Here is a 13,834-nt window from a genome sequence, read left to right as displayed (position 1 = left end):
GAAGGGACGGCAAGGGACGGCATGTACGGCTGGATCTGGCGGCATCTGCCGGGCAACGTGTGGGCGAAGGCCCTCCTCTCGCTCGTACTGGTTCTGGCCGTGGTCTACGTCCTCTTCCAGTACGTCTTCCCGTGGGCCGAGCCGCTCCTGCCCTTCAACGATGTGACGGTGGACAACCAGTGAGTGCGCGGATTCTCGTCGTCGACAACTACGACAGCTTCGTCTTCAACCTCGTGCAGTACCTGTACCAGCTGGGCGCCGAGTGCGAGGTGCTGCGCAACGACGAGGTGTCGACGGCGCACGCCCAGGACGGCTTCGACGGCGTACTGCTCTCGCCCGGCCCCGGCACCCCCGAGGAGGCGGGCGTCTGCGTGGACATGGTCCGCCACTGCGCCGCCACCGGCGTCCCGGTCTTCGGCGTGTGCCTCGGCATGCAGTCGATGCAGGTGGCGTACGGCGGTGTGGTGGACCGGGCGCCGGAGCTGCTGCACGGCAAGACCTCGCCGGTCGAGCACACGGGCCGGGGCGTCTTCGCGGGCCTGCCCTCGCCTTTCACGGCGACCCGGTACCACTCCCTGGCCGCCGAGCCGGCCACGGTCCCGGCCGAGCTGGAGGTGACCGCCCGCACGCACGACGGGATCATCATGGGCCTGCGCCACCGGGAACTCCCGGTCGAGGGTGTGCAGTTCCATCCCGAGTCGGTGCTGACCGAGCACGGCCACCGGATGCTGGCCAACTGGCTTCAGGAGTGCGGCGACCAGGGTGCCGTGGCGAGGTCGGCGGGGCTCGCCCCGGTGGTGGGCAGGGCCACGGCGTGACCGCGCTGCGCCCCGAGCGCGAGGACTTGTACGGGCAGAGCCCGTACGAGTCCCGGGGCGGTGCGCCACGCCCCACTCGGGGTGCGGGCCGCCACGCCGGACGCCGGGACGATCCGCCGACCGCACCGATGCCGGCCGTGGAGCCGCTGCCCGGCCCCGGGCCCGCTCCGACGTCCGGTGCCTTCCCCCCGGGCGGTGCCTTTCCCGCGGGCGGCTCCTTCCCGGGCGCCGACGACGAGACGATGGCGCTGCGGATCCCGGGACCCGCGCACCGCGGCCCCGAACGCGATCCCCAAGGCGCCTCTGCGGCCTCCGCCGGCCCTTCCGCCACCGGAATCACGCCGGGCGGCCGCGCGGCCCGCAGAAAGGCCGCCAAGCGGCGTGGTGGCCGCCACGGCGGGCACCGCGAGCCGGCACCGCCGTCGGGTGGCGCGCCCGCCGCGCCCGCTTCGGCGGCCGGGCGGCCGCTGTCCCGGGTGGAGGCCCGGCGCCGGGCGCGGCAGCGCAAACCGGGCCCGGCCGTCCTGGCGAGCCGGGCGATCGGCGAGGTGTTCATCACCACCGGCGTGCTGATGCTGCTCTTCGTCACCTACCAGCTGTGGTGGACCAACGTTCGCGCCCACGCCCAGGCGGGCAGTGAGGCGCACCAGCTCCAGGACGACTGGGCCAGCGGCAAGCGCAACCCCGGGGTCTTCGCGCCGGGGCAGGGCTTCGCCATCCTGCACATCCCCAAGCTGGACGTGGTCGCGCCGATCGCGGAGGGCGTCAGCAACGAGAAGGTGCTCGACAAGGGCATGGTCGGGCACTACGGCGAGGGCCCGCTGAAGACGGCGATGCCCGACGCCAGGACCGGCAACTTCGGGCTCGCGGCGCACCGCAACACGCACGGCGAACCGTTCCGGTACATCAACCGGCTCACGCACGGCGACGCGGTCGTGGTCGAGACGCAGGACAAGTACTTCGTCTACCAGGTGACCTCGACGCTCCCGGTGACACCGCCGTCCAACACCAGCGTGCTGAACCCTGTCCCCCGGGGCTCGGGCTTCACCGGCCCCGGCCGCTACATCACCCTCACCACCTGTACGCCGGAGTTCACCAGCAAGTACCGGCTGATCGTCTGGGGCAAGATGGTCGAGGAACGCCCGCGCAGCAAGGGCAAGCCGGACGCGCTCATCGAGTAGGGCGCATCGAGTAAGGCAGAGGAACTGTGGCAGCGACCGCCGACGAGACCGAAGAACACACGGACGCGTCCGACCCGGAGCCCGCCCCGCGCCGGCGTCCCGGCCGGATCGCGCTGACGGTCAGCGTCTTCGGTGAACTCCTCATCACAGCGGGCCTGTTGCTCGCCCTGTTCGTCGTCTACTCGCTGTGGTGGACGAACGTCATAGCGGACCGCAAGGCCGACCGGGAGGCCGACCGGGTCCGCGACCACTGGGCCGCCGCCCCCGACTCCGCGCCCGGCGCGCTGGACACCAAGGACGGCATCGGCTTCCTGCACGTGCCGGCCATGCGCAACGGCGAGGTGCTGGTCGAGAAGGGCACCGACACCGATGTCCTGAACGACGGCGTGGCCGGCTACTACACCGACCCGGCCAAGGCCACGCTGCCCATGTCCGGCAAGAAGGGCAACTTCACCCTCGCCGCCCACCGGGACGGCCACGGCGCGAAGTTCCACAACATCGACAAGCTGAGGAAAGGCGACCCGATCGTCTTCGAGACGAAGGACGACTGGTACGTCTACCGGGTCTACTCCGTCCTCCCCGAGACCTCGAAGTACGACGTCAGGGTCCTCTCGCAGATCCCCGAGGAGTCCGGCAGGAAGAAGGCCGGCCACTACATCACGCTGACGACCTGCACCCCGGTCTACACGAGCCGCTATCGCTACGTGGTCTGGGGCGAACTGGTCCGGGTGCAGAAGGTGGACGGCAAGCGGACCCCGCCGAAGGAACTGCGCGGCTGAACCGCGGCTCGAAGGACAAAAAGGCCCCCGGCGTCGAGGACGCCGGGGGCCTTTCGCCGTCGGTGACGCGTCAGCCGTTGATGCCGCCGAAGATGCCGCCGCCCCCGTTGCCGCCATTACCGCCGTTGCCGCCGTTGCCGCCACCGCCGCCGAAGTCGACGGTGGTCAGGACGATCTGGGCGGTGCCCGGGTCGGCCTGGGTGCCCTGCTGCGGGTTCTGGCTGAGCACGCGCGCGTTGTCGTCGCTCGCGCCGTTGACCTGGATGTTGTTGAAACCCTTGTCCTGCAGGATCTTCCGGGCGTCCTTCAGGGTCTGACCCTGGACGTTCGGCACGTCGGTCTGCGTGGGCTGGGTGACCTTGCCGACGTTGACCGTCACGTTGGTGTTCTTGGCGACCTGCTGGCCCGCCGCCGGGTTGGTCGACAGGACCTTGCCGTCGTCGTCCGGGTTGGTGGTGGCGGTGTCGTTGCAGGCGGCCACCAGACCCAGCCCCTGCAGCTCGGCCTTGGCCTCGTCACAGGACTTGCCGACCAGGTCGCCCGGGATGCTCACCTTCTCCTCCGCCTTGGCGACGGTGAGGGTGATCGTGGAGCCCTTCTGCCGGCTCGTGCCGCCCTCCGGGTTCTGGGACAGGACCACGTCGGGCGTCTGCGGGGAGACCTGGGTCTTCTTCTCGACGACGAAGCCCTTCTCCTTGAGCTGTGCCTCGGCCTGGGCGAACTGGGCGCCCCGCACGTCCGGCACGTCGATCTTCGGAGCGCCCTTGGAGACCACCAGGTCGACGGTGGAGTTCTTGGCCACCTTCGTCGCGGCGTCCGGGTTCTGCTTGCACACCCGGCCCGCGGGCTGGTCGTCGCAGGGAGCCTTGGTGATCGACACCTTCAGGTCGACGTTGGCGGCCATCTTCTCGGCCGTCTTCTGCGGCTGGCCGACGAAGGAGGGCACCGACACCTTGCCGTCGCCCGTGTTGGCGCCGCTGAACGCCCACTTGCCGATCAGGATCGCGCCGATCAGGACCAGGATGCCCGCGACCACGAGGAGGATCGTGGAGGTACTGGACTTTCTCTGCTGCTGGCGCCGGCGGTCGGGGCGGTCGTCGTAGCCGTATCCGCCGTCGTCCGGGTTCATCGGCGGGAGCATGCTGGTCGCCCCCGCGCCGCCGTCCGAGCGCAGGGCCGTGGTCGCCTGGTCGTCGGGGTAACCGCCGTAGCCCACCGCGCCCATGGCGGCCGTCGCGGCGACCGGCTGGCCGTCGAGACAGGCCTCGATGTCGGCGCGCATCTCGTCGGCCGACTGGTAGCGGTAGTTCGGGTCCTTGACCAGAGCCTTCAGGACGATGGCGTCCATCTCGGGGGTGATCTCGGGGTCGAAGACCGACGGCGACTGCGGTTCCTCGCGGACGTGCTGGTAGGCCACGGCCACGGGGGAGTCGCCCACGAACGGCGGGCGGACCGTCAGCAGCTCGTACAGCAGGCAACCGGTCGAGTACAGGTCCGAGCGGGCGTCGACCTGCTCGCCCTTCGCCTGCTCCGGCGAGAGGTACTGGGCCGTGCCGATGACCGCCGCCGTCTGCGTCATCGTCATACCGGAGTCGCCCATCGCACGGGCGATACCGAAGTCCATCACCTTGACCTGGCCGTTGCGCGTCAGCATGACGTTCGCCGGCTTGATGTCGCGGTGGACGATGCCGCTGCGATGGGCGTACTCCAGGCCCTGGAGGATGCCGATGGTCATCTCCATCGCGCGCTCGGGCAGCAGCTTGCGCCCGGAGTGCAGCAGCTCACGGAGCGTGGAGCCGTCGACGTACTCCATGACGATGTACGGGATGGAGACCCCGTCGATGTAGTCCTCGCCCGTGTCGTAGACCGCGACGATCGCGGGATGGTTGAGCGAGGCGGCCGACTGGGCCTCCCGGCGGAACCGGGCCTGGAAGGACGGGTCGCGCGCGAGGTCCGCGCGCAGCGTCTTCACCGCCACGGTGCGACCGAGCCGGGTGTCATGCGCGAGGTAGACCTCCGCCATGCCACCACGGCCGAGCACCTGGCCCAGCTCGTACCGGCCGCCGAGGCGACGCGGCTCTTCCATAGCTACCTACCAGCCCTCTCCGTCGGTCTCGGCCGGCACATCCGTATGCGTCCGAGGCTGCCGTCCGGGCCTACGGTACCCGGCTCGCTTTGTATGACCTGGCCAAGCCCGGAACCCGATACAGGACCGGTATCGCAACGTGCATCGATGTGAAAAGGATGTGAGCGGGTTCACTACGGTGAGCCGGTTGTCTCACGTCCGTGGGCCGACGGTCTCACTTCTTGCCCTTGACGACCGCCTCCATCACGCTCTTCGCGATCGGCGCGGCCAGGCCGCCACCGGAGATGTCGTCACGGTTGGCGTTCTCGTCCTCGACCACCACGGCCACGGCGACCGGCGAGCTGCCGTCGGGCATCTTGGCGTAGGAGACGAACCACGCGTACGGGTTGGCGCTGTTCGCCACACCGTGCTGGGCGGTACCGGTCTTGCCGCCGACGACGACGCCGTTGATCTGCGCGTTCTTGCCCGTGCCGTCCTTGACGACCGTCTCCATCATCGACTGCAGGATCTGCGCGTTCGCGGGCGTCAGCGGCCGGCTCATCTCCTCCGGCTGGGTCTTGGCGACCGGGTCCACGTTGGAGGACTGCAGCGTGTCGACCATGTACGGCTTCATCAGCTTGCCGTCGTTGGCGACCGCCGAGGCGACCATGGCCATCTGCAGCGGGGTGGCGGCGGTGTTGAACTGGCCGATGGAGGACAGCGCGGTCTGCGACGGGTTCATGTTGTCGGAGAACACCGAGGCGTTGGAGCGGGTCGGGGTGAACTGCTCGGAGTCGAAGCCGAACTTCTTCGCCTCGGCGAGCATCTTGTCGTTGCCGAGGTCGGCGCCGATCTTGCCGAACACGGAGTTGCAGGACCAGCGGAGCGCCTCACGCATGGTGGCGTTCTCGCAGGGGATGTTGCCCTCGTTCTTCAACTGCGTGGTGGTGCCCGGCATGGTCCACGGCAGCGGCGACCTGGTCTTCTCGTCGGCCGACTTGTACAGCCCGTTCTCCAGCGCGGCCGCCGCGGTGACCACCTTGAAGGTGGAGCCCGGCGGGTAGGTCTCGCGCAGCGCCCGGTTCAGCATCGGGTCGGCGGGGTTGTTCTTCTTCTGCAGCTTGTCCCAGGCCTTGCCGTCGGCGTCGGTGTTGCCCGCGAAGGACGAGGGGTCGTACGACGGGTACGAGGCAAGCGCGAGGATCTTGCCAGTGGACGGCTCCAAGGCCACGACGGCGCCCTTGCCGCCCTGGCGCTGCAGACCGCCGTACGCCGCCTTCTGCGCGGCGGCGCTGAGAGTCGTGACGACGTTGCCGCCCTGCTGCTCCTTACCGGTGATCATGTCCAGCGTCTTGCGGAAGAACAGCCGGTCGTCGTTGCCGGTGAGAATGCCGTCGTCGATCTTCTCCAGGAAGCTGCCGTCGAAGGCCTGGGAGGAGTACCCGGTGACCGGCGCCCACATGGGCCCGTTCTTGTACGTCCGCTTGTACTTGAAGTCGCCGTGCTTGGCCTCGACCGAGCCGGTTATCGGCTCGCCGTCGACGACGATGTCGCCCCGCGGGTGCGCGTAGCGCTCGATGGTCACACGGCGGTTGTTCGGATCGGCGCGCAGTTTGTCGGCCTGGGCGTACTGCAGCCAGTTGTCACGGATCAACAACGCCAGGACGAGGAGTCCGCAGAAAATGGCGATGCGGCGCAATGGCTTGTTCACGTCCGGCCTTTCCACAAGCTAACAGGGGCGCCTGTTGCTTCAGTCTCTCGGTGCCGATGGTGCTGGCGCTCATCTTGGCCGCCCACAGTCTAGAGGCAGTGGCTGTGCTCACCGGGCGGGGCTGTGGATAACGACTGCCCCATAGACGTACCGGAGGTATGAGCGGTTCCGGAAGCTGTCCCCTCGTCCGGGAGCCGGCACTTCACCGCGGCGCCGAGTACGGCGGCCGCCCCCACCGCGACGGGGCTTGCCCTGCGAACCCATGTGAAGCATGACGTCCCCCACTGTGCCGAGCGTCCCTAAGTCTGGGACGCCGATGATCGTCAATGGCTCCAGCGGGCGGCAACCGGAAAACGATCTTGATGGGAGTGGTCGTCACGGGCCGGCGGGGCTGGTTCCACCGGGGCGGACCACCTGGGTCATCTCCGCATCGGGGCTGGCAGCGGGCGTCGGTGCCGGGCGGCGGGCGGTGTCGCTGATGCGGATCAGGATGCCGATCAGCGCCCAGTTGGCCAGCACGGAGGAACCGCCCGAGGCCAGGAACGGCATCGTCATACCGGTCAGCGGGATGAGACCCATGACACCGCCGGCGACCACGAAGACCTGGAGGGCGAAGGCGCCGGACAGGCCGATGGCGAGCAGCTTGCCGAAGGGGTCGCGGGCCGCGAGGGCGGTGCGCACGCCGCGCTCCACGATCAGGCCGTAGATCAGCAGGATCGCCATGATGCCCGCGAGGCCGAGCTCCTCGCCGAAGGTCGCGAGGACGAAGTCGGAGTTGGCGGCGAACTTGATTAGGTCCGAGTGGCCCTGTCCCCAGCCGGTGCCGAGGGTGCCGCCGGAGCCGAACGCCCACAGGGACTGCTGGAGCTGGTCGGAGTGGAGGATGCCGTCGTGGGTGACCTGACGGCTGAGCTGGTACTCGCGCATCGGGTCGAGCCAGGCCTGCACACGCGTCTGGATGTGCGGCTCGAAGCTCGCCACGCCGACCGCGCCGACCGCGGACATCAGCAGACCGAAGACGATCCAGCTGGTCCGCTCGGTGGCGACGTACAGCATGATGACGAACATTCCGAAGAACAGCAGCGAGGTGCCCAGGTCGGTCTCGAAGACGAGGATGAGGATCGAGATCGCCCAGACGACCACGATCGGGCCGAGGTCGCGGCCACGCGGCAGGTACAGGCCCATGAAGCGGCGGCTGGCCAGGGCCAGGGCGTCGCGCTTCACCATCAGGTAGCCGGCGAAGAAGATCGCCAGGATGATCTTGGCGAACTCACCGGGCTGCAGCGAGCCGAGACCGGGGATCCTGATCCAGATCTTCGCGCCGTAGATGTTGGCGCCGAGGCCCGGCACCAGCGGCAGGATCAGCAGGACCAGCGCGCCGAACATCGAGATGTAGGTGTAGCGCTGCAGGACGCGGTGGTCCTTCAGGAAGATCAGCACCACGGCGAACACGGCGATGGCCAGGGCGGTGTAGAGCAGCTGGCGGGGCGCGGCGGCGGAGAAGTGGGGCAGTGACTGGAGCAGCTTCGACTGGTCGAGCCGCCAGATGACCACCAGACCGAGCCCGTTGAGCAGGGTCGCCAGCGGCAGCAGCAGCGGGTCGGCGTACGGCGCGAACTTGCGCACCGCGAGGTGGGCGACGCCGGCCAGCAGCGCGAGGCCGAGGCCGTAGCTCAGCAGACCGGTGGGCACCTGGTCGTCGATGGCCAGGCCCACGTTGGCGTAGGCGAACACCGGGATGACCACGGCGAAGACCAGCAGGGCCAGCTCGGTGTTGCGGCGACTGGGTGCGCCGATCGCCCCGATCGTGGACGTGTGGTGCGTCGGCGAATTGGAAGTACTGCTCATCGTGTGACAGGGCCTCTCACGGCGTGCCTACTGCGTGCCGCACTGATTGACGACCTTCTGCTCATCCTCGGAGAGGCTCGGGCCGGGGTGGGGAGTGGCGGTCGCGGACGGTTTCGGAGACATCGAGGGCGAGCCCTTCGGCTTCGACGTCCCCGACGGGTTCGGCGACGGTGATGCCTTGGACGTGAAGGAGGCACGGGTGGTTCCCGTCGCTCCCGCGGTGACGCCCCGGCCCGTCTTGGAGGGCTTCCCACTGGGGACGGCCGCGCGCTCCGCCTGCTTCCGGCATGCCGAGGCCTGCACGGACAGCGCCTCGATCTTCGTCCGGGCCTGCTGGAGGCCGTCCGCCGTGATCGTGTTCTTGACCTGCTTCTGCTGGTAGGGCGGCAGGTACTTGAGTTCGATCTCGGGGTGGTCGGTGTCCACCTTCGACAGCGAGACCCAGGCCAGATCCTGGCTGATCCCCCGGTACAGCGCCACGTGCTCGCCGTTGGCGCCGACGTAGTACTGCGTCTGCGTCCAGCGGTAGCCGCCGTACAGACCGCCGCCGATGACGGCGAGGGCGAGAACGCCGTAGAAGGATCTCTTCAGCCACCTGCGCCGGGGGCGCGGCTTGGTGAAGTCGCCGTCGGCGTAGTCGTCGAAGCTGCCGTCGGGCTCGTACCCGGCGGAGCCACCGGAGCCGGGCGGTCCGAACTCGCCGCCCCCGTGGCCCTGGCGGCCCAGGTGGGAGGCGCGACCGGCCGGGGTCTGCATGATGCCGTTGTCGTGCAGGTGGTGCTGGTTCTCGGCGACGGCGCCGACCACGACCGGCTGGTCGGACAGCTGCCCGGCGAGGGTGTCACCGGTGTCCAGGTCGAGGACGTCGGCGACGATGACGGTGATGTTGTCGGGGCCGCCGCCGCGCAGCGCGAGCTGGATCAGCTCCTGCACGGTCTCCTGCGGACCCTGGTAGCTGGCGAGGGTCTCCTCCATCGTCTGGTGGGAGACGACGCCGGACAGGCCGTCGGAGCAGATCAGATAGCGGTCGCCGGCCCGGACCTCGCGGATCGACAGGTCCGGCTCGACGTGCTCGCCACTGCCGAGGGCGCGCATCAGCAGGGAGCGCTGCGGATGGGTGGTGGCCTCTTCCTCGGTGATCCGGCCCTCGTCGACCAGCCGCTGCACCCAGGTGTGGTCCTGCGTGATCTGCGTCAGCACACCGTCACGCAGGAGATACGCGCGGGAGTCGCCGACGTGTACGAGGCCGAGCCGCTGACCGGTCCACAGCAGGGCGGTGAGCGTCGTGCCCATGCCCTCCAGCTGGGGGTCCTCCTCGACCATGGCGCGCAGCTGGTCGTTGGCGCGCTGCACCGCCTGGCCGAGCGAGGTGAGGATGTCGGAGCCGGGCACGTCGTCGTCGAGCGTGACCAGGGTGGAGATGACCTCGGAGGAGGCGACCTCACCGGCCGCCTGGCCGCCCATGCCGTCGGCGATGGCGAGCAGGCGGGGGCCGGCGTAACCGGAGTCCTCGTTGCCCTCCCGGATCATGCCCTTGTGCGATCCGGCGGCAAAGCGCAGTGACAGACTCATGCGCACCTCGCCCGTCGGCTCCGGGTACAGCCGGTCGTGTCGAGCCACACTGCCCACCCTCCGGTCGGGAGCGCGCCGGAGACCGGGTGGCGGCCTGCCGCTGCGTGCTCGCTCCGCTCGCGCTCACTCATGACGTAGTACTACTTCCGCAGCTCGATGACGGTCTTGCCGATGCGGATCGGCGCGCCCGGCGAGATCGGCGTGGGAGTCGTCAGCCGGGACCGGTCCAGATAGGTGCCGTTGGTGGAGCCGAGATCCTCGACGATCCACTGCCCGTCCCGGTCCGGGTAGATCCTGGCATGACGGCTGGAGGCGTAGTCGTCGTCCAGCACGATCGTGGAGTCGTGCGCCCGGCCCAGCGTGATCGTCTGGCCTTGCAGCGCGACCGTGGTGCCGGTGAGGGTGCCTTCTGTCACGACCAGCTTGGTGGGGGCGTTGCGCCGCTGTCGGCCGCCGCCCTGCTGGCCGCGCTGCGGCGGGGGCGCGGCCTGCTGCCGGGGAGTCTGCTGCCGGCCGGCCTGCTGCTGGCGGCCCGCCTCCCGGCGCGCGCCGCGCTGCGTGACACGCGTGCCGAACAGGTCGCTCCGGATGACCTGCACGGCCACGATCACGAACAGCCACAGTACGGCCAGGAAACCCAACCGCATGACCGTGAGGGTCAGCTCTGACATTGCCCCCGCTTCACCCTTCGGCTTGCCTATAGATAACGGTGGTGCTGCCCACGACGATCCGCGAGCCGTCGCGGAGCGTAGCGCGGGTGGTGTGCTGTCCGTCCACCACGATGCCGTTGGTGGAGCCGAGGTCCTGGATCGTCGAGGGCGTTCCGGTCCTGATCTCGCAGTGCCGGCGCGAGACGCCGGGGTCGTCGATCCGCACGTCGGCCTCGGTGCTGCGGCCCATCACCAGCGTCGCGTGGGAGATCTGGTGGCGGGTGCCGTTGATCTCGATCCAGTAGCGGGTGCGCGCGCCGCTCATCGGGGGAGCCGCGGGCCGCTGGGTGGCGGGCTGCGGGTAGCCGTAGCCGCCGGGCCGGGTGCCGGGCGGCGGCGCGGACGGCATCGGCGGCGGGGCGGCGGGGGCGGCCGGCGGGTATCCGTAGCCGCCGGGGGCGCCCGGTCCGGGACGGCCGCCGGGCGGCGGGCCCGCGGGGGCCTGCGGCGCGGCCTGTGGGCCCGCCTGCTGGCTGCTGGAGGAGGCGAGGGTGCGCGAGCGCACCCGGTACAGGCCGGTGTCGAGGTCGTCGGCCTTCTCCAGGTTGACCTTGATCGGCCCCATGAAGGTGTAGCGCTGCTGCTTGGCGTAGTCGCGCACCATCCCGGCCAGCTCGTCGCCGAGCTGCCCGGAGTAGGGGCTGAGCCGCTCGAAGTCCGGCGTGCTCAGCTCCACGATGAAGTCGTTCGGTACGACGGTGCGGTCACGGTTCCAGATGGTCGCGTTGTTGTCGCACTCCCGCTGGAGCGCACCGGCGATCTCCACGGGCTGGACCTCGGACTTGAAGACCTTGGCGAAGGTGCCGTTCACCAGGCCTTCGAGACGCTGCTCGAACTTCTTCAGGACTCCCATGGGGCACCTCCTCCGTCCCTGCCGTTTCCTTGCCCTGCTGTCTGCATCCGGCTTGCCGGGTACCGCTGATCCTGCCCGGCCGGCCGGTCCTGCTCGTTCCGCTCGCTGATCGTATCTACGCGCCCGGCAATCAGCCGGTTCCCCCAGCGGCTCCCCTTCGAACTCCTGGTACGCGTCCTGCTGCCATGGATCGTAGAGGGGGGCGAAGTCCAGTGTCCCGCACCTCGGTGTGAGCCCGGCCCTCCTCCCGGGGAGATGGCCCGGACCGGTACGAGGTTGATACGTGAACAGGCACTCCTTGAAACCTGTACCCGCGCGGTGGGGCGGGTCCGCGGGGCCCGGAAGGGATGTGAACCCACCCCGTACGGCGTGCTAATGTTCTGCATGTCGGAAGGGGCCAGCCCGAGAGGGCAGGGATCGGAAGACACACCCAATGCGCGGGTGGCGGAATAGGCAGACGCGCTGGATTCAGGTTCCAGTGCCCGAAAGGGCGTGGGGGTTCAACTCCCCCCTCGCGCACAGAGAAACCGGAAACGGGTCTCGCCGGTGACGAAAGTCACGGCGGGGCCCGTTTCTCGTTGTACCCGCGACTGTGAGGGATCGCACAGGCGGGAGCGGGGGACTGTCGGCCCTGCCGGTGAGCTAAGTCACTGACGGCACGGGCACGGGCGGGGTCGTGGGCGCCTGTGTCGTGGCCGTGGCGGCCGGCGCGGGGGCGACGCCGTGGGGCCGGCGGTGAGTTGTCCACAGGGTCTGACGCGTTTCGGCCACCGGCGGTACGGTCTGTGCCAGTTGATGTTCGTCCGGGCGCCTGTTCGAGGGCGTACGGGGAGTGCGGGGGAGGCGGTCGTGGTGACCGGAACCGGTGGGGGAGCGGCGGACACCGTCGGCCAGGAGATACGTCGGTTGCCCCGGATGCGCGGATTCGCCCGGTGGCCGGCGCAGGGCTCCCCCAAGGCGGAGGGCAAGGCGCTCCGCGCGCGCGTGCCGCGTGCCGCGCACCGCGCCCTGGACCTGGACGCCGGCCGTCCCGACGCGGTGAGCGCGGTCGAGGAGTCCAACGCCGGCCGCATACCCGAGCTGACGCCGATCAGGGTCGGCCGGATGGCGGCCACCCCCTTCGCCTTCCTGCGCGGGTCGGCCGGGCTCATGGCCTACGACCTGGCCCGCACGCCCATGACCGGGATCGGCGCCCAGCTGTGCGGTGACGCCCACGCGGCCAACTTCGGTCTCTACGGCGACGCCCGCGGTGGCCTGGTCATCGACCTCAACGACTTCGACGAGACCGTGCACGGCCCCTGGGAGTGGGACCTCAAGCGGCTCGCGGCCTCGCTGGTGCTCGCCGGGCGGGAGGCCGGCGCCGACGAGGACACCTGCCGTGCGGCGGCCCAGGACACGGCCGGCGCCTATCGGCGCACCATGCGGCTGCTGGCCAAGCTGCCCGTGCTGGACGCCTGGAACGCGATCGCCGACGAGGAACTGGTCTCCCACACCGACGCCCACGACCTGCTCGGCACCTTGCAGCGGGTCTCGGAGAAGGCCCGGGCCAACACCAGCGGCCGGTTCGCGGCGAAGGCGACCGAGGAGGTGGCGGACGGCGGGCGCCGGTTCGTGGACGCCCCGCCGGTGCTGCGCAGGATCCCGGACGCCGAGGCCGCAGCGGTCGCCGGCGCCCTGGAGGAGTACGTGCACACCCTCGGTGAGGACCGTCACCCCCTCCTCGCCAGGCACGCGGTGCACGACGCGGCCTTCCGGGTGGTCGGCACCGGCAGCGTCGGTACCCGCTCCTACGTAGTGCTGCTCCTCGACCATCGTGAGCAGCCGCTGGTCCTGCAGGTGAAGGAGGCCCGCCCCTCGGCACTGGTCCCGCACCTGGTCACGGCCGGTTTCGAGGCGCCGACCGAGGGTCACGAGGGCCGCCGGGTGGTCCTCGGACAGAAGCGGATGCAGGTGGTCAGCGACATCCTGCTGGGCTGGACCACGGTCGACGGGCGCCCCTTCCAGGTGCGGCAGTTCCGCAACCGCAAGGGCAGCGTCGATCCGGCCGCCCTCGCCGCCGACCAGGTCGACGACTACGGCCGTATGACCGGCGCCCTGCTGGCCCGCGCCCACGCGCACAGCGCCGACCCGCGGCTGATCGCCGGCTACTGCGGCAAGAACGAGGAACTGGACGAGGCGATGGCCGACTTCGCGGTCGCCTACGCCGACCGCACCGAGGCGGATCACGCGGAACTGGTCGCGGGCGTCAGGGCGGGGCGGATCGCGGCCGAGCTCGGCGTCTGAGCGGGAGGCCGAGG

At 70.0% G+C, this 13,834-nt stretch carries 11 protein-coding genes and 1 tRNA gene; 6 read left to right on the top strand and 6 right to left on the bottom strand.

The window, feature by feature from the left end:
- The first annotated feature begins 21 nt into the window (after positions 1 to 21).
- Genes ACIBA9_RS23845 through ACIBA9_RS23830 form a run of 4 tightly spaced genes read left to right on the top strand, consistent with a single transcriptional unit; the run spans position 22 to position 2,778 of the window.
- Positions 22 to 183, top strand: coding sequence for a hypothetical protein (locus ACIBA9_RS23845; protein ID WP_362149861.1), 162 nt, complete (start codon positions 22 to 24; stop codon positions 181 to 183).
- Complete coding sequence (locus ACIBA9_RS23840) at positions 180 to 818, top strand: aminodeoxychorismate/anthranilate synthase component II (protein WP_362149862.1); 639 nt, start codon at positions 180 to 182, stop codon at positions 816 to 818. Before ACIBA9_RS23845 ends, ACIBA9_RS23840 begins: the two co-directional genes overlap by 4 nt.
- Positions 815 to 1,999 (top strand): class E sortase, encoded by a 1,185-nt coding sequence (locus tag ACIBA9_RS23835; protein WP_399365952.1) that lies wholly within the window; start codon positions 815 to 817, stop codon positions 1,997 to 1,999. The genes ACIBA9_RS23840 and ACIBA9_RS23835 overlap by 4 nt, the downstream gene beginning before the upstream one ends.
- 26 nt (positions 2,000 to 2,025) lie before the next feature.
- Positions 2,026 to 2,778, top strand: a complete 753-nt coding sequence (locus ACIBA9_RS23830) for a class E sortase (RefSeq protein WP_393902515.1) — start codon at positions 2,026 to 2,028, stop codon at positions 2,776 to 2,778.
- A 70-nt stretch (positions 2,779 to 2,848) separates the two neighbouring features.
- On the opposite strand, the gene pknB is transcribed toward ACIBA9_RS23830, so the two are convergent.
- From pknB to ACIBA9_RS23800, 6 genes are all read right to left on the bottom strand, one after another.
- Positions 2,849 to 4,864 (bottom strand): Stk1 family PASTA domain-containing Ser/Thr kinase, encoded by a 2,016-nt coding sequence (pknB, locus tag ACIBA9_RS23825; RefSeq protein ID WP_399365950.1) that lies wholly within the window; start codon positions 4,862 to 4,864, stop codon positions 2,849 to 2,851.
- A 214-nt stretch (positions 4,865 to 5,078) separates the two neighbouring features.
- The gene (locus ACIBA9_RS23820; RefSeq protein WP_399365948.1) at positions 5,079 to 6,554 is read right to left on the bottom strand and encodes a peptidoglycan D,D-transpeptidase FtsI family protein; all 1,476 of its coding nucleotides are present in this window, start codon (positions 6,552 to 6,554) and stop codon (positions 5,079 to 5,081) included.
- 375 nt (positions 6,555 to 6,929) lie between these two features.
- Positions 6,930 to 8,402, bottom strand: coding sequence for an FtsW/RodA/SpoVE family cell cycle protein (locus ACIBA9_RS23815; protein ID WP_399365946.1), 1,473 nt, complete (start codon positions 8,400 to 8,402; stop codon positions 6,930 to 6,932).
- Positions 8,403 to 8,429: 27 nt separating this feature from the next.
- Positions 8,430 to 9,974: a Stp1/IreP family PP2C-type Ser/Thr phosphatase gene (locus ACIBA9_RS23810; protein WP_399366033.1), complete on the bottom strand. Its 1,545-nt coding sequence runs from the start codon at positions 9,972 to 9,974 to the stop codon at positions 8,430 to 8,432.
- Positions 9,975 to 10,114: 140 nt separating this feature from the next.
- Positions 10,115 to 10,645, bottom strand: a complete 531-nt coding sequence (locus ACIBA9_RS23805) for an FHA domain-containing protein (protein ID WP_393899364.1) — start codon at positions 10,643 to 10,645, stop codon at positions 10,115 to 10,117.
- A gap of 10 nt (positions 10,646 to 10,655) precedes the next feature.
- Positions 10,656 to 11,537: a DUF3662 and FHA domain-containing protein gene (locus tag ACIBA9_RS23800; protein WP_362149869.1), complete on the bottom strand. Its 882-nt coding sequence runs from the start codon at positions 11,535 to 11,537 to the stop codon at positions 10,656 to 10,658.
- Positions 11,538 to 11,972: 435 nt separating this feature from the next.
- Between ACIBA9_RS23800 and ACIBA9_RS23795 the strand changes: the two genes are divergently transcribed.
- Positions 11,973 to 12,056, top strand: a tRNA-Leu gene (locus tag ACIBA9_RS23795).
- A 276-nt stretch (positions 12,057 to 12,332) separates the two neighbouring features.
- Positions 12,333 to 13,820 (top strand): DUF2252 domain-containing protein, encoded by a 1,488-nt coding sequence (locus ACIBA9_RS23790; protein WP_399366031.1) that lies wholly within the window; start codon positions 12,333 to 12,335, stop codon positions 13,818 to 13,820.
- Positions 13,821 to 13,834 lie beyond the last annotated feature (14 nt).

This window comes from Streptomyces sp. NPDC051452 (genome assembly GCF_044454765.1).
Lineage (GTDB): Bacteria > Actinomycetota > Actinomycetes > Streptomycetales > Streptomycetaceae > Streptomyces.
This window is presented reverse-complemented; position numbering and strand designations above follow the sequence as displayed.